14 protein-coding genes are annotated in these 16,476 nt (G+C 45.3%); 12 read left to right on the top strand and 2 right to left on the bottom strand.

Annotation, left to right across the window (positions count from 1 at the left end; all coding sequences use genetic code 11):
* Positions 1-8 precede the first annotated feature (8 nt).
* From dnaB to rlmH, 12 genes are all read left to right on the top strand, one after another.
* Positions 9-1,364, top strand: a complete 1,356-nt coding sequence (gene dnaB / locus ACSFXN_RS05290; protein ID WP_437149168.1) for a replicative DNA helicase — start codon at positions 9-11, stop codon at positions 1,362-1,364.
* Positions 1,365-1,495: 131 nt separating this feature from the next.
* Positions 1,496-2,782, top strand: a complete 1,287-nt coding sequence (locus tag ACSFXN_RS05285) for an adenylosuccinate synthase (RefSeq protein ID WP_300990840.1) — start codon at positions 1,496-1,498, stop codon at positions 2,780-2,782.
* Positions 2,783-3,170: 388 nt separating this feature from the next.
* Complete coding sequence (locus ACSFXN_RS05280) at positions 3,171-4,601, top strand: peptidoglycan DD-metalloendopeptidase family protein (protein WP_437149122.1); 1,431 nt, start codon at positions 3,171-3,173, stop codon at positions 4,599-4,601.
* Between the two features lie 189 nt (positions 4,602-4,790).
* Positions 4,791-5,498, top strand: a complete 708-nt coding sequence (yycF, locus tag ACSFXN_RS05275) for a response regulator YycF (protein WP_300990838.1) — start codon at positions 4,791-4,793, stop codon at positions 5,496-5,498.
* A 5-nt stretch (positions 5,499-5,503) separates the two neighbouring features.
* Complete coding sequence (gene walK, locus ACSFXN_RS05270) at positions 5,504-7,327, top strand: cell wall metabolism sensor histidine kinase WalK (protein WP_437149121.1); 1,824 nt, start codon at positions 5,504-5,506, stop codon at positions 7,325-7,327.
* The gene (locus ACSFXN_RS05265) at positions 7,324-8,661 is read left to right on the top strand and encodes a YycH family regulatory protein (RefSeq protein WP_437149120.1); all 1,338 of its coding nucleotides are present in this window, start codon (positions 7,324-7,326) and stop codon (positions 8,659-8,661) included. Before walK ends, ACSFXN_RS05265 begins: the two co-directional genes overlap by 4 nt.
* Positions 8,648-9,454 (top strand): two-component system regulatory protein YycI, encoded by an 807-nt coding sequence (locus ACSFXN_RS05260; RefSeq protein ID WP_437149119.1) that lies wholly within the window; start codon positions 8,648-8,650, stop codon positions 9,452-9,454. The genes ACSFXN_RS05265 and ACSFXN_RS05260 overlap by 14 nt, the downstream gene beginning before the upstream one ends.
* Before the next feature lie 12 nt (positions 9,455-9,466).
* Positions 9,467-10,255: an MBL fold metallo-hydrolase gene (locus tag ACSFXN_RS05255; protein WP_301856017.1), complete on the top strand. Its 789-nt coding sequence runs from the start codon at positions 9,467-9,469 to the stop codon at positions 10,253-10,255.
* 146 nt (positions 10,256-10,401) lie between these two features.
* Entirely contained in the window at positions 10,402-11,607 is a 1,206-nt protein-coding gene (locus ACSFXN_RS05250; RefSeq protein ID WP_437149167.1) for a S1C family serine protease, read from the top strand.
* Positions 11,608-11,983: 376 nt separating this feature from the next.
* Entirely contained in the window at positions 11,984-12,487 is a 504-nt protein-coding gene (locus tag ACSFXN_RS05245) for a DinB family protein (RefSeq protein ID WP_437149118.1), read from the top strand.
* Positions 12,488-13,029: 542 nt separating this feature from the next.
* Positions 13,030-13,194: a CxxH/CxxC protein gene (locus ACSFXN_RS05240; protein WP_300990832.1), complete on the top strand. Its 165-nt coding sequence runs from the start codon at positions 13,030-13,032 to the stop codon at positions 13,192-13,194.
* A gap of 89 nt (positions 13,195-13,283) precedes the next feature.
* Positions 13,284-13,763, top strand: a complete 480-nt coding sequence (gene rlmH / locus ACSFXN_RS05235; protein WP_437149117.1) for a 23S rRNA (pseudouridine(1915)-N(3))-methyltransferase RlmH — start codon at positions 13,284-13,286, stop codon at positions 13,761-13,763.
* 535 nt (positions 13,764-14,298) lie between these two features.
* Here the strand turns inward: rlmH and ACSFXN_RS05230 are convergent.
* A complete protein-coding gene (locus tag ACSFXN_RS05230) occupies positions 14,299-15,045 on the bottom strand; it encodes an SDR family NAD(P)-dependent oxidoreductase (protein ID WP_437149116.1) in 747 nt (248 codons plus the stop codon).
* Positions 15,046-15,776: 731 nt separating this feature from the next.
* Positions 15,777-16,340, bottom strand: a complete 564-nt coding sequence (locus ACSFXN_RS05225; RefSeq protein WP_437149115.1) for a nitroreductase family protein — start codon at positions 16,338-16,340, stop codon at positions 15,777-15,779.
* Positions 16,341-16,476: the final 136 nt, after the last annotated feature.

Here is a 16,476-nt window from a genome sequence, read left to right as displayed (position 1 = left end):
TGAACCAAATGAACGAAACCATAGATCGTGTCCCTCCGCATAACCATGAAGCCGAGCAGTCGGTAATTGGGGCCATCTTTTTAGAACCGCAATCGCTGATTTCCGTGGCGGAAATTGTCATGCCGGAAGATTTTTACCGCATCGCCCATCAAAAAATCTTCCAGACCATGGTAACTTTATCGGATCATGGCAAAGCGATTGATGTTGTTACCGTAACAGAAGAACTCTCTGCCAAAAAAGAATTGGAAGACGTCGGCGGTTTATCGTATTTGACGGAAATTGCCAATGCGGTTCCGACTGCTGCCAACGTGGCGCATTATGCCCATATTGTTGAGGAAAAAGCGCTTCTGCGGCGGCTCATCCGTGTAGCGACTTCCATTGTGGAAGACGGATTTACACGCGAAGATGAAGTGGAAGCATTGCTTGCCGAAGCAGAAAAGAAAATGATGGAAGTGTCGAGCAGAAAAAATGCCGGCGACTTTATTCATATCAAAGATGTCTTAGTCAAAACTTATGACAATATCGAATTGCTGCATACCCGCAAAGGAGACGTTACAGGCATTCCTACGGGCTTTAAGGACCTGGACAAGATAACAGCGGGATTTCAGCGAAACGACCTGATTATCGTGGCTGCACGGCCATCTGTCGGTAAGACCGCTTTTGCATTGAACGTAGCGCAGAACGTCGCAACAAAAACCGATGAAAACGTCGCGATCTTCAGTCTGGAAATGGGCGCTGAACAGCTGGTCATGCGTATGCTTTGTGCAGAAGGAAATATCGATGCACAAATCATGCGGACTGGAGCGCTCCAGAATGAAGATTGGCGCAAATTGACAATGGCGATGGGAAGCCTGTCAAACGCAGGGATTTTCATCGACGATACGCCGGGTATCCGGGTCAATGATATCCGGGCGAAATGCCGGCGCTTGAAACAGGAATACGGCCTTGGCATGATCATGATTGATTATTTGCAGCTAATACAAGGACCGGGACGCTCCGGTGAGAACCGCCAGCAGGAAGTCTCGGATATTTCCCGTTCCTTGAAAGGATTGGCGCGTGAACTTGAAGTGCCGGTCATTGCATTGTCCCAGCTGTCCCGTGGAGTGGAACAGCGCCAGGACAAGCGGCCAATGATGTCGGATTTACGGGAATCGGGAAGTATCGAGCAAGATGCCGATATCGTTTCCTTCTTATACCGGGAAGATTATTACGACAAAGAAACTGAAGACCAAAACATGATCGAAATCATTATCGCCAAGCAGCGGAACGGCCCAACCGGCACCGTTAAACTGGCGTTTGTGAAAGAATACAATAAATTCGTCACCATTGACTGGAGCCAGCATGAATCTGGCGGAGATTTCTAAACACGAACGTTGAATGCATAAATGCATTCTTACGTTCGTGTTTTTTCATGTTTTATATTGACGAAAGGCATTTTCGTTGGTACAATGAAGACTGTTTGAGATAGGGCATAAGCCTAACGGAGGTGCGGACGATGACATCAGTCGTAGTAGTAGGAACGCAATGGGGAGACGAAGGAAAAGGGAAAATCACGGATTTTCTATCAGAACACGCAGAAGTAATTGCGCGTTACCAAGGCGGAAACAATGCCGGCCATACTATCATTTTTGGCGGCGAAACGTATAAACTGCATTTGATTCCGTCAGGGATTTTCTATAAAGACAAGATTTCAGTAATCGGAAACGGCATGGTTGTCGATCCGAAAGCGCTTGTAACAGAACTTAAAGCGCTGCATGCACGAGGAGTCACTACAGAGAACTTGCGTATATCCAACCGGGCGCATGTTATTCTGCCATACCACATCAAGCAGGATGAAGTGGAAGAAGCAAGACGCGGAGCAAACAAAATCGGAACAACTGGCAAAGGCATCGGGCCTGCTTATATGGACAAAGCAGCACGTGTCGGCATTCGCATGGCCGATCTTCTAGACCATGTCGTGTTCGAAGAAAAACTTCGCATGAATTTAAATGAGAAAAACCGGATGTTCGAGAAGTTTTATGAAACAGACGGCTTTACTGTTGAAGAAATCATGGAAGAATACTTTGCATACGGACAGGAAATCGCAAAGTATGTAACGGATACATCTAAAGTATTGAACGACGCCATCGACCACGGTCGCCGTGTTCTTTTTGAAGGTGCACAAGGCGTTATGCTGGATATCGACCAAGGTACATATCCTTTTGTAACCTCATCCAACCCGGTAGCAGGCGGAGTGACAATCGGTGCCGGAGTCGGCCCGACAACAATCCAGCACGTAATCGGTGTCTGCAAAGCTTACACGTCACGTGTTGGAGACGGCCCGTTCCCAACTGAGTTATTTGATGAAGTGGGCAACCAGATTCGTGAAGTCGGCAAGGAATACGGTACGACTACAGGACGCCCACGCCGAATCGGCTGGTTCGACAGTGTCGTTGTCCGCCATGCAAGACGCGTCAGCGGTCTGACAGATTTGACAGTCAACTCGATTGACGTATTGAGCGGCCTTGAGACAGTGAAAATCTGTACGGCTTACCGCCACAATGGTGAACTGATCACAGAATACCCAGCAAACCTGCGTATGCTAGCTGAATGTGAGCCGGTATATGAAGAGCTTCCAGGCTGGTCAGAAGACGTAACAGGCTGCAAATCATTGGATGAACTTCCTGAAAACGCGCGCCATTACCTAGAGCGCATTGCACAGCTGACAGGTGTACAGATTTCCATCTTCTCTGTCGGTCCTGACCGCAACCAGACGAATATCGTCACAAGCGTTTGGCGATAAAAAGAAACTGAATAATTGAATGCAAAGAGCTGAAACGAGTTGGTTTCGGCTCTTTTTCTGTTGTTTTTCTACTTTTTTAACAAAAATGACACATCTTTATCGCTTTTATTAGAAGTTTTATGACAATTATTACGCTTCTGTGATGAAAATGACCGATTATTTCGTTTTTCAAAAATAGCAGTTATTACTTTCAGCATGTAAAAACCAATGATATTTGCATGCTGTTCTCAGCTTTATAGAAGGATTTGGCAAGAATGAGTCAGTTGGATTACAGACGCTAAAACCGGCTAAATTTGAAAGGGGATTGTGCTAGAGTGAGAAAGATTCATTCAAACAGACGAAAGCTGCAGAGCTTTACATAGGAATAAAAGGAGTTACAGATGAAATTATGAAAAACATTCAACAGCCAGGGGCAGGCCTGGCTTTTTTAAAAGCAGGTGCTGCATCGGCGCTGCTGCTGACAGGACTCAGCTTTACCCCTGTATTTGCCACATCGGAGGATGACCGCAATCTTCAGCCGATTTATCATCTATATAATGAAGGGCAGTATGTCAGCACGGTCTCTGACCAGCAGGCCGTGGAAGCTATGGTAGACGAAAAAATCAGCCAGCTTCAGCCGCAGTTTGCCGACTTGAAACTGGAAGTGGACAAAGACTTCAGCATGGTGGAAGAACAAGTATTTGAACGGAATCTTCCTCACGAAGAGGAAGCGATGGCGCAAGCGGCGGCAGAAGTGGAAATTAAAGCTTCTGCATTCGCTTTATCAATCAATGGCCGTGAAACAGTGCAAGTGAAAGATCAGGCTGCTTATGACGAGATGATCCGCCAAGTGAAACTGGCATACGCAACCCCCGAAGAGCTAGCCGCCTGGGAGCAGCGAAAAGGCATCAATGAGGCATTGCCGGAACTGCAGCCGGGGCAGGCGAACATCCTTAGCCTGACGATTGCGGAAAACTTGTCGGGAGCCGCAAATCAAACAAAACCATCGCTTGTTATGCAGCCTGAACAAGCTGCAAAATATCTGCTTACAGGCGAACGTTCTTACACAGTTCATGAAGGTGACAAAGCAGAAGAGCTAGCCGCTATTTTCGGTATGGAGCTGGAAGAGCTGACAGCCTTGAATCCAGGCATTGATCTGGGAAAAATGGCTCCGGGCACACAGCTGAATGTCTCCGAAGCCGGTCCGTTGGTGACGGTGCAAGTCAAAAAACAACAAAAGCAGATTGCTTTGATTCCCCATAAGTCGCTGCAAACGGATGATCCGACTTTATTGAAGGGGCAAAGCAAACTCAAGCAGCAAGGAAAAAATGGCAGAAAGCATGTCACAGCGGAAGTTGAAACCGTGAACGGCGAGCAGGTCTCGCATACCGTCTTGAACGAACAAGCGACGCTGCAGCCGATTGACCACATCGTGCTGAACGGCACGATGGAGCCTCCGTCAGTCGGTGCTGGAACATTTATGTGGCCGGCAGAAGGCGGCCGGATTACCAGCAAAAGGGGCCAACGCTGGGGCAGGCTGCATAATGGCATCGACATTGCACACCCAAGCGGCCCTGCCATTAAGTCCGCAGACCATGGCATTGTCAAAGCAGCCGGAGCCGCGGGCACTTTCGGGAACCGGGTCATCGTAGATCATCAGAATGGCTATGAAACCATCTATGCCCATCTTTCTTCTATTGATGTAAAAGTGGGGGAAGTGGTTCCTCAAGGAACGAAACTGGGCGATATGGGCAATACAGGTCGTTCTACTGGCGTCCATCTGCATTTTGAAGTATCTTTAAATGGTGTAACACAAGACCCCTTGAAATATATAAATTAAATGCCCAAAAGATCGGCCTCTACTATAGGCCGGTCTTTTTCGATTATCCACTGATTATTTCCCGGGAAATAATGCACAGGAAGTGAGAGGTGCGAAACCTTCAAAACAGTGATAAAGTAATGGTAGATAAGAATGTATTTCGGAGGGAATTCCACCAAAAAACGATGGAATAATAAGGGGGAAAAAACAATGAGTAAAACAATTTTGGTTGTGGACGATGAAAAACCGATTGCAGATATTCTGCAATTTAATTTAAAGAAAGAAGGCTTTAATGTCGTATGTGCCTATGATGGAGACGATGCCATCAAAATCGCTGAAGAAATCCAGCCTGATTTAATGCTTCTTGATATTATGCTGCCGAACCGTGATGGCATGGAAGTATGCCGTGAAATCCGCAAGAAATTTGATTTTCCGATTATCATGCTGACGGCAAAAGACTCAGAAATCGATAAAGTACTAGGCTTGGAGCTTGGAGCAGATGATTACGTGACGAAACCATTTTCCACGCGTGAACTGATTGCCCGCGTGAAAGCGAATTTGCGCCGCCAGAACGTGGTGCCGCTTGAAGAAGAAGGGCCAAATTCAAATGATATCCAAGTAGGTTCATTGACGATCCAACCGGACGCTTATTTGGTGCAAAAGCGCGATGAAACCATTGAATTGACTCACCGCGAGTTTGAATTGCTCCATTATCTTGGCAAACACATCGGACAAGTGATGACCCGTGAACATTTGCTTCAAACAGTGTGGGGCTATGATTATTTCGGGGATGTGCGGACAGTCGATGTAACGATCCGCCGCCTCCGTGAAAAAATCGAAGACAATCCGAGCCACCCGGCATGGATTGTAACCCGCAGAGGTGTAGGGTATTACTTGCGGAATCCTGAACAGGAGTAGGTCGAATGCAAAAAGTAAGCTTCTTTAAATCAATTCATGTGAAGTTTGTATTGATTTATATTTTGTTGATATTGCTGGCGATGCAGATCATCGGCCTTTATTTTGCTCAACAGCTGGAAGAGACGCTCATCGATAACTTTAAAGATTCGATTACAGAGCGCATGAACATCGTGGAATTTAGTGTCAGGGAAGAAATGATAAAGACGCGGACCGACGAGGATTTGACACTTGAGCAAAGCCTGCGATCGGTCCTTTACGGGTTTAAATCCGAAGACATTGATGAAATTCGTGTGATCGACTCCCGCCATCGGATTTTAGCTTCTTCGGCAGTCGACAACCAGTCGCTTGTTGGCCAGCGGTCGACCGATGAATTGGTGATGCAGTCAATGGTAGGAGAAACGGTCGAAGACAGGACCAAAGTCAATTCGCAGAAAAATCGCGTATGGGTCCGGACGCAGCCGATTATGGCAGAAGGCGGCGAAGTGCTTGGCACCTTGTATATGGAAGCGGATATCGAAAATGTATACGACCAGATGGATGACATCAATTCGATCCTTGCAGTTGGTACGGCCATCGCTTTGGCGGTAACCGCAGTGTTAGGAGTGTTGGTGGCACAGACGATTTCCAAACCGATTTCCGATATGCGGCGGCAGGCTCAGGCCATGGCGAGAGGGAATTTTTCACGGAAGGTCCGCGTCTATGGAGACGATGAGATCGGCCAGCTGGCGAAATCCTTTAACAACCTGACAAACCGTTTGCAGGAATCCCAGCAGTCTACGGAAAGCGAACGCCGGAAGTTGGCGTCAGTCCTTGCCAATATGACAGACGGGGTGCTGTCGACTGATAGAAGAGGGCGCGTTATCCTGATCAACGACCCCGGACTCCGGCTTTTAAATGTTTCACGTGAAACGGTTATAAACCGGCCCATTACATCGGTTTTAGGATTGGATACGGAATATACTTTTGAAGACCTGATCCATCTAAAAGAGGCCATCACGCTTGATTTAAGCACGTATGAAGAAAGCGCGCTTCTTCGGGTAAGCTTTTCCGTGATCCAAAAAGAAACCGGGTTTGTCAATGGCGTCATCGCTGTTTTGCACGACAATACCGAACAGGAAAAAATCGATATGGAACGCCGGGAATTCGTGGCTAACGTGTCGCATGAATTGCGGACGCCGTTAACGACAATGAGAAGTTATCTAGAAGCGCTTGCAGATGGAGCTTGGCAGGACCAGGAGCTCGCGCCGACGTTTTTGAATGTTACACAAACCGAAACGGAACGCATGATCCGGCTGGTCAATGACTTGCTGAAATTATCGAAGATGGATTCAAGCGAAACCGAAATAAATAAGGAAATGATCGAATTCAATGTGTTTTTCAACCGGATCATCGACCGCTTTGAGATGTCGAAGTCCCAAAATGTCTATTTCGAACGGGAGCTGCCGAAAGAGCAGTATTTTGTGGAAATCGATCCGGATAAATTGACGCAAGTAATCGATAATATCATTTCCAATGCGCTCAAGTATTCTCCGGAAGGCGGCAAAATCCAATTTGCCATGACCGTTGAAGACGGCTTTATTCTCATCCGCATTATTGACCAGGGCATGGGGATTCCAAAAGAAAACGTCGATAAGATTTTCGACCGTTTTTACCGGGTCGACCGTGCACGTTCGCGGGCGATGGGAGGCACCGGCCTTGGACTGGCCATTTCAAAAGAAATGATCAATGCACATGGCGGCCATATCTGGGCTGAAAGCCAATACGGCAAAGGGACCACCATTTTCTTCACACTGCCGTTTGAAGAAGACGACGGAGGTGAATGGGAATGAAATACATTGAGCACATCAAATCAATTGCCTTGTTTTTGCTGATTGTTCTCAGTCTTGTTCTAACTTTTGTCATTTGGACATTTACTCCGAGTTTTGAACGAATTGAAACGACGCCGGCTATTGAAGTAGCCCTCGGGGAAACGAAAACGGTGGACCAAGTGGTGCAGCCAAGCAAAGCGCTGTATCATTTCAGCGATGTGGTCACCGGCACGACGAAACAAGAGCAAGTCGATTTGCTGTTGGATGCGATGAAGCAATGGCAAATCCATGGCATCGTGGAGATTGACAAAGAAGCACCGGCAAAAAATTTGAAATCGTATATGCATGACCCTAACCGTGCCGTTCTGTATTATCCGGGCCAAGTGCCATTCCCGGTATTCGACAGCATGATGGAGATTGTGGATGACAGTATCCCGGAAGCTTCGTTTGACCGGCTGGTAATTGAATGGGACAAAGCGGAAAATACAGATTTAACTCTTTATTTTATTAATACAAAATCCGGGCGTGTCCATCAGGCTAGCGTCTCGGCTACTGAATTAGAGCAATTTCAATCACAGATTGTAGAACCGGCGTTTAACTACGACACTTATATCACAGATGAAAAAATTGGGACTTTGCCGATATATGTACCGGAAAATCCGCTCGAGGTAGCGACTTATAGATACCTGCAGGAAGACATTGACAGCCAGAAATTCGTTGATGGGCTGTTTGAAGATCCGGGCAGTGTGGAGTCGACCGGCGATTTGATGAATGAGGAATACAGCGATGAATCAGATGCCTTGATGAGTGTTGACAGAAACAAGAAAAGCATCAGTTATGTTCAGCCGAAAGCGGAAACACAGGATCCAGCCATACCGTCTGAATTGATATTTAAAACGGTTGATTTTATCAATGGCCATAGCGGCTGGACCAATGATTACCGTTATTTTGGAATGGAACCGCTCAATCAGAAAATCGATTACCGTCTTTACCTGGACAGCTTGCCGGTATTCAGCTCGACTTTCTCTACCAATCTGGAACTGGTATGGGGAATTGACGAAGAGACGGAGCAGGTATTCCGCTATAGACGCCCGTATTATGTCCTCGAATCATGGGGAGAGACTGGAACCATGACTTTGCCTTCAGGGGCGGCTGTGCTACACGCCATTACCCACCTGAAAGAGCAGGATTTAACCAAAATTACGGACATTGTTCATGGCTACGAACTGACACGGGATGAAAAAGATCCGGAACGGCTATTGAACTTACAGCCAGCCTGGTACTTTAAAGCCGACGAAACCTGGATCCGCTTATCGGAAGAACAGCTGGGAGGTGGACAAGTTGGATTGGAATAAAACCAAATCCATTTTCATCATCGTCTTTGCCATACTGAATGTTTTTTTATATTCCTTGTATTTAGACCGCTACAAAGAAGCGGAAAGTGTAGATTTCCTTTCTGAGTCTTCCAATGAGGAAAAGCTGGAAGCTGAATCCATCACTTATTCCGATTTGCCGAAAGAAGTAGAAGCTTTGCCTTATGTCACCGGAACGATGAAAACATTTGTCGCAACCGATGTTCCGGGTGTAGACTTAAAAAAGAACAATAGAAATGATAGATTTTTGTCAGCCACTTTTACGGAGCCCATCCCATTGAATGGCAAAGCAAGCTCAGAAACACTTCAGGAATTTGTAGAAGAAACCATCTACGAAGGAGAGCAGTATGCCCTGTGGGAAATTTCAGAGCAAGACAGAAAAGCTGTATTCACCCAGAAAATCAATGGCAAGCCTTTGTTCTACAGCGATAACGGGAGTTTGACCGTCTACTGGAATGAAAACGGAGAAGTTACGCAATATGAACAGACCATCTATGAGAATGTCGTCGAGGGCGAACAGCAGAAAGCTTTGATTTCTCCTATTCAAGCGATTCACAACCTTTACCAAAAAAGACTGCTTCCATCCAACACGAATGTCGATTCCGCGGAGCTCGGTTATTCCGAATATGTGACCGTCTCGGAAAACACCCAGATGTTCCTTCCGACTTGGCACATTAAAGCGACATTCGAAGACGGGAAAACAGAAGAATTTTTTGTAAATGCGGTAAAAGGAGACATCATTGAAATTAAAGAACAAACAGAAGTTACACAATAAGGAGATTTTAGTATGCGGTTTAGTGTATTAGCAAGCGGCTCAAGCGGCAATGCTATTTATATAGAAAACGATCAGCATTCATTTTTAGTCGATGCAGGCCTCAGCGGCCGCAAAATGGAAGAATTGTTTGCATCCATTGGCAAAAAAATGGGTGACCTGGACGGCATTCTGGTGACGCATGAGCATAGTGACCATATCAAAGGCCTGGGGATTGTAGCGCGGAAACACAAAGTACCAGTCTATGCCAATGCGAAAACCTGGCTGGCTATGGACGGACTTGTCGGTGCCATACCAGTGGAGCAGCGCTTCCATTTTGACATGGATACCGTAAAAGCATTTGGATCGCTTAATATTGAATCTTTTGCGGTATCCCATGACGCAGCCGACCCCATGTTCTATGTGTTCCATGAGAACGGCCGAAAGCTTGCGCTCATCACCGATACGGGCTATGTCAGCGACCGGATGAAAGGTGTTATCCAAGCAGCTGATGCTTATGTGTTTGAAAGCAACCATGACGTCGGCATGCTGCAGATGGGCCGTTATCCTTGGTCGGTTAAACGGCGGATCCTGAGCGATGTCGGGCACGTTTCAAATGAAGATGCGGCAGTGGCAATGAGTGAAGTCATGGCGGAAAAGCCGACACGCATTTACCTGTCGCATCTCAGCAAAGACAATAACATGAAAGACCTGGCGCGTATGAGCGTTGAACAAACGCTGCAAACCAAAGGGATCATTGTCGGAGAATATGTCGATTTATTGGACACTGACGCCAATGTCCCAACTGAATTGGTGATCGTTTAATTGATGAAAAGCCGGGAGCGGCAATGCTTCCGGCTTATTTTCATGGCTTTATTACCGCCGGATTTCCACTTGAATTGTCTGTTTCGTATTCTTAAACTAAGGCTATATAAGAGTATAGGAAAAGAGAAGAGAGGATGAAAGGCAAAATGGGCTATTATAACAATCAGGCGCCGGATGGCCGGCGAAAGCCGAACCGTGCAGGCACTTTTTTAGCAGGCTTAGCTGGAGTGGCCATTGGGGCTCTTTTAGTTTGGCTGCTGTTTTATTCCATTCCAGGGCTGACTCCTGGGAATGATGCAGCAACAGGCACGGAAGTTGTGGAAACGGACCGCCAGTCAGCCACCGCTTCGGTGGACATCACGACGGATGTAACCCAAGCCGTTGAAAGTGTGGCAGATGCAGTGGTCGGGGTGACGAACCTGCAAGAGACAAATGATTTCTGGTCACAGGCTCCCGGACAGGAACAAGCTGTTGGGACCGGCTCCGGCGTCATTTACAAAAATGAAGGCGGGACAGCGTACGTTGTGACGAACCACCATGTCATTGATGGAGCCAATGGCATCGAATTGACGCTTGCGGACGGTTCAAAAGCGGAAGCGACGCTTGTCGGCAGCGATATTTGGACCGACCTTGCTGTACTTGAAATGGACAGTTCCAAAGTGCCGGATGTGGCGGAAATCGGAGATTCAGATGCCTTAAAACGAGGGGAAACGGTGATTGCCATCGGAAACCCGCTTGGCCTTGATTTTTCGGGTTCTGTAACAACGGGAGTCGTATCGGGGACAGACCGTGCTGTACCAGTGGATTTGGATGGCAATGGCCAGCCCGACTGGCAAGCTGAAGTTCTTCAGACGGATGCCGCCATCAACCCAGGAAACAGCGGCGGTGCACTTGTGAATTTGGCCGGACAGCTGATCGGCATCAACTCCATGAAAATCGCGACGGATGCAGTAGAAGGAATCGGTTTTGCGATTCCAATCAATTCAGCGTTGCCGGTCCTTAAGTCGATTGAACAAAATGGCGAGATGATCCGCCCGGCGATGGGTATTACATTGCTCGACCTCATTCAAGTGCCACAGGCGCAGCGCCAGGAGACGTTGAACCTTCCAGATGATGTTAGGGAAGGAGTTGTCGTCAACTCGGTTGTAGAGGGCTCAGCAGCAGCAAAAGCGGGCATGCAGCAGTTTGACGTCATTGTTGAGATGGACGGCGAGCCAGTTGGCGACATTATTGAATTGCGCCAGCATTTATACAACGAGAAAAAAATCGGCGATACTTTAGCTGTCAAAGCCTATCGCAATGGTAAATTGATGGATTTTGAGTTAGAGCTTGTTGATAACTCAGCGTTGTAAATTTTAAGTATAGTTAAATAAGTGTGTTGATTTCCGTTTCAGGCGGACGCTTTCCGCGGGCGGTCCGTGAGCCTCCTCGTCGCAAGCTCCTGCAGGGTCTCACCTGGACACGCTTTTCCCGCAGGAAGCGAATTGTGCAAAAGTACTTTTGCATGATTCGTTTGCGACGAAGCTAGCGCAGCGATGCAGGAGCACAATGTTTGCCCTCGCCGCCTTTCACTACAATCAGTTAAATGATTAATACCAAGAATGAAATATAACAGACCTAATTTTGAGAGCAGACCCGAGGCGAAAGCTTCCGGATCTGTTTTTTTGTGCAGGAAAAACGGCTCTTTTCACGAATTAGGTAAATGCAATGAAAGACAGGAGGGATAGTATGTTCATTGATTTAGAAGATTTTTTGAAGGAATGGCAGCATGAAGCGGAATCGACCCAGAAAATACTCGATGCTTTGACAGATGAATCGCTCCAGCAGCAAGTAGCGGACGGTTTCCGGACGCTTGGCCGATTGGGCTGGCATCTGGTGACGACGTTAGATGAGATGATGAGCCATACAGGGCTGGCATTTTCAGCAGCTAAATTCGGCACGCCTGCTCCGGATACAGCTGAAGAAATTGCAGAAGCTTACCGTTTTTCGAATCAATCGATGGTGACGGCGATGAAGGAAAACTGGACGGATGAAACCCTGAAAGAAGAACATGATATGTACGGGGAGATGTGGAGCGTTGAAACGATTCTGAAGGTATTGTTTACACACCAGATTCATCATCGCGGCCAGATGACGGTGCTGATGCGCCAGGCAGGATTGAAGGTACCGGGGTTATACGGGCCGGCGAAAGAGGATTGGGCAGCTATGGGAGCGCCGCCTCCGGAAGTTTAAGAAGAACAGCAGAGACCACAAGACGCTTATAGGCGTTTTGTGGTTTTTTATTGAATGGGATTGTAGCTAAAGAAATCGCTCCTAGCGGACGCTTTCCGCGAGAGGACCGCAAGCCTCCTCGGACTTACGTCCTCCGGGGTCTCGCTTGGCCCTCTATTCCCGCTGGAGTTGCCGCTATCCGCTCTTTCTTTTAAAAGTTATTTGGAATTAAAGAAGGAAGGTTCTATTGATGGCTTCCTAAAAAGGGTATCAATCACTTCTTTAGAAGCCATGAAATTCAAGCGGAAAATAAGGAATTTCTTGTGTAACACTATTGTAATATTTATGAAGTTAGACTTAACAAATAACAGCTATTGTTCGGGAAAGCAGAAAAATGACATGTGGATAACTTTTTGAATTTATTGAAGTTACTAACTATCCACAGGTCTCCAGAAGCTTCGCTATTCGGAACGTTTCACTTCTGTTAAAATAGGTTGTGGATAAAGGTGAATAAATTGTGCATAACTGTGTGGAATATTCGGAAATCGAAAGGGGCGGAAAAAATGAAGATAAAATGCTGTAAAACCCATGTGGAGCATGGACTTGACATGTTTGTGGCCGAGACGAAAAGCTATCCTATTCTTACTGAATTATCAGAACAAGAAAAGTTATCCACAAAATGCGATTACTGTGAAGAAGCTGCGATGTATCTTGTGGCGAACGAATGAGCGGGCACAAGATGTAGAAAGGTCTGTGGATATGTGCATAACATCTGTGGGTAACTTGTTTGTAAATATTGTGTAAAGGGGGATAAGTTGTGAATATCTCAATTATCAGTGTTGGGAAACTAAAAGAGAAATATTTGAAATCGGGGATAGAAGAGTACACGAAGCGGCTTGGAAGCTACGCAAAAATCAATGAAATTGAAGTGGCGGATGAGAAAGCGCCGGAACAATTAAGCGATGCGGATATGGAGATTGTGAAGAAGAAAGAAGCCGACCGGATCCTGGCAAAAGTTTCTCCGGATGCTTACGTTATCGCCCTGGCAATTGACGGGAAGATGAAAACTTCCGAACAGCTTGCGAAAGACATCGAATCATTGATGACTTACGGCCGCAGCAAAATCGTCTTTGTCATCGGCGGGTCGCTTGGCCTCCATGATGAGGTATTGAAGCGGGCGGATGAGAAATTGTCGTTCTCCAAAATGACGTTTCCTCATCAGCTGATGAAGCTGATTTTGGTGGAGCAGGTGTACCGGGCGTTTCGGATCATGAAGGGTGAGCCTTATCATAAATAAAGGAAAACCATTAAGGGACTCTAGCAGGTCCCTTTTGTATTTATTAGCTGAAATAGAGCTTATTGACCAAATACTTAGCTGCTGTCCGAGGTCGTGATATATCTTTTTCAGTAATTCAAAGCAATCTTCCATAGACTCCATTGTGAAATCAAAGAAAAGGTTGATCCTTGTAATATGACGGCCAATACCACGTGGTGCTTCTAAGCTTATACGGATATCTTTAATGATGAATCGGAGCAGTACCTTCTGTTTTTCAGGTTCAACTAGTGAGAGAGAACCTTGAAAATCACCTAATAATCGTTGTATAGAATCATAATCAACAGGTGAAGTATCAGCTTCCGTTATTTCAGAATTTAACGGTTTAAGGCGATTTTCCGATTGGTTCTTTTGTTCCTGAGAAGAGACCATCCAGCTTATATAGAAAATATGCTAGACCCATATATAGACGCTATCCTAAAGTCAAGGCCAATCATAGTAGCATGACAAGGGGACAGGGACTTTGTCTTAAAACAAAGTCCCTGTCCCCTAAATCCACTTATTTTAATGAGTAGCCGCCATCTACGACTATTTCTGCACCGTTTATATAGGATGCTTTGTCTGAAGCTAAGAATAGAACGACTTCTGCAATCTCACTTGGTTTCCCGTAACTTCCTCTAGGGTGTCCCTTTGATTGTTTTTCATAATTCTCTATTCCGCCATATGCATTAATGGCTAGGTCGGTTTCTGTAGGGCCGGGAGATATGCAATTTACGCGGATTCCTAGGTTAGCAAAGCGCAGTGCCGTGCTTTGAGTCATCGCGACAACTGCTGCTTTTGTCCCGCTATAAGCTGGTAGCATAGGATTAACCTTATCGTTTCCAAGGATGGCTGCATTATTAATAATGACTCCATTTCGTTGCTTACTCATCACGACTAATGAATATTTCATGTAGGCGAAGATAGCCGTTTGATTGACAGCAATTAAATGATTCCAGTCATCTAGCTTTACTCGAGACAATGGCCCCATTCCTGTAGACAGAATACCAGCATTGTTAAATAGAATATCAACATTATGTCCATCATTTTCAAGTGCTTTAAAAAAGCTTTCGATTTCTTCCACGTTTTCGTTATGGACTTGGTAAAAATGAGCCTTCCCGTTGCATTCATTCTCTACCTGAGAGCCTTTGTTACGATCTCTTCCAGTAAAATGAACGGTAGCCCCTTCTTTACAAAAGAAACGAACCACTTCCTTACCAATTCCATCCGTTCCACCATTAACAATCACTACTTTGTTTTCGAACATCATGAGATCTCCTCCGAACATCATAGTAAAGTCATAAAGTATGTTTAATCAGTATATAACATTCGTATCACCATAGGAAATCTAGGTACTCACTACTTAAGAGGACATGGGCGTTATCTTATATGAAGGATTCGACCCCCACTTCTCTCTTCATTATGTGTGAGCCGTTCATGTTTTGTTCGCTTAACGGTTACTTCCCAACCTTTTATATCAGAAGAAAGTTATTCTTACCATTTTGTCATGTCATTAGATTTGTAGACAATAATGACTTCACAGATGAATAGGGATAGGGATCTTGTCCTATAGAATCTAAACCTTTTACTAGTAGAATTACGTAAATAAGTATATGTTTAGAACAACACCCAGATTTTATAGAATAACTAAAGAGATGATTGCAACCCTAGAAAATGAAGATGAAACTAATCTTCGTCTACTGAAGATTAATGCGGATAGTGAAGCAGGTAATAACTTAGTAAGAACTCTAATAAGAATTACACTCACCGCTGATTGTATCGGTACCCTTGCGCTAAACAGTTTGAAATAACAAACCCATAGATATCAATAAATTGAAGACAGTATGTTCGTAGATAGCTACATTCTACATCCACACTGCCTTTTGACTAAGGTTAATGTTTTACCCTATTCCAACGTTATGGTGAACCGTACCATAAGTAAATGAGATTTATAAAACAAGCCGTTCAGTTTAATAACTGAACGGCTTGTTTAAGAGATTATTTAAAAGAACCTTCAAATAAAATTTCATCTAATGAGCGGCGACCTGATGGTGTTTCGCGTTCTTGTAATTCGGGAGAAAGCAGTTCTTTTTCACCTTTGTAACCGATTGCGATTGCTAATTGTACATCGAAGTTTTCAGGAATATTTAATGCTTCCTTCGCCACATCTTTGTAAATACCGCTCATTGGGTGAGTGATTAAGCCTTCTTTAGCTGCTTGTAATGACAGGAATCCCCAAGCTGTGCCGGCATCAAATTCATTTGAACCTTTTGTGTTATCAGAAACTAATATTGCTAATACTGGTGCGTTTTTAGCCCATGCCAAGTTTCCTTCCATCAAGATTGGATAGAATTTTTCAAGGTCAGCTTCTGTTTTAGCAACGATGAAGCGCCAAGGTTGGTTGTTGCCTGAAGAAGGTGCCCAACGAGCTGCTTCGAATAGTCTATTCAATACGTCGTCCGCTACTGGTTTGTCAGCGTAAGAACGTGGAGACCAACGATTTAAAAATAAGTCTGCAATTTTGTGTTCAGGTGTTCGGTGATCTTTTGCTTCGAATGTCATAATAAAATCCTCCTAAGGGTATCAAACTCCCTTGTTTATATTAAATTATTTAAGCAAGTTTGCAAGTAATATGACTTACGAAAAGTAAGCGTGTAACTTATTCGTAAGATAGGGTAAGGAATTTACTCAATCAAGT

This window comes from Planococcus sp. 1R117A (assembly GCF_051417975.1).
GTDB lineage: Bacteria > Bacillota > Bacilli > Bacillales_A > Planococcaceae > Planococcus > Planococcus shenhongbingii.
Note: the sequence above shows the minus strand (reverse complement) of the source record. Positions and strands in the feature narration are given on the sequence as shown.

Coding starts and splice junctions, on each gene's coding strand:
- dnaB (WP_437149168.1), top strand. CDS start 9: ATGAACGAAACCATAGATCGTGTCCCTCCGCATAACCATGAAGCCGAG.
- ACSFXN_RS05285 (WP_300990840.1), top strand. CDS start 1,496: ATGACATCAGTCGTAGTAGTAGGAACGCAATGGGGAGACGAAGGAAAA.
- ACSFXN_RS05280 (WP_437149122.1), top strand. CDS start 3,171: ATGAAAAACATTCAACAGCCAGGGGCAGGCCTGGCTTTTTTAAAAGCA.
- yycF (WP_300990838.1), top strand. CDS start 4,791: ATGAGTAAAACAATTTTGGTTGTGGACGATGAAAAACCGATTGCAGAT.
- walK (WP_437149121.1), top strand. CDS start 5,504: ATGCAAAAAGTAAGCTTCTTTAAATCAATTCATGTGAAGTTTGTATTG.
- ACSFXN_RS05265 (WP_437149120.1), top strand. CDS start 7,324: ATGAAATACATTGAGCACATCAAATCAATTGCCTTGTTTTTGCTGATT.
- ACSFXN_RS05255 (WP_301856017.1), top strand. CDS start 9,467: ATGCGGTTTAGTGTATTAGCAAGCGGCTCAAGCGGCAATGCTATTTAT.
- ACSFXN_RS05250 (WP_437149167.1), top strand. CDS start 10,402: ATGGGCTATTATAACAATCAGGCGCCGGATGGCCGGCGAAAGCCGAAC.
- ACSFXN_RS05245 (WP_437149118.1), top strand. CDS start 11,984: ATGTTCATTGATTTAGAAGATTTTTTGAAGGAATGGCAGCATGAAGCG.
- ACSFXN_RS05240 (WP_300990832.1), top strand. CDS start 13,030: ATGAAGATAAAATGCTGTAAAACCCATGTGGAGCATGGACTTGACATG.
- ACSFXN_RS05230 (WP_437149116.1), bottom strand. CDS start 15,045: ATGTTCGAAAACAAAGTAGTGATTGTTAATGGTGGAACGGATGGAATT.
- ACSFXN_RS05225 (WP_437149115.1), bottom strand. CDS start 16,340: ATGACATTCGAAGCAAAAGATCACCGAACACCTGAACACAAAATTGCA.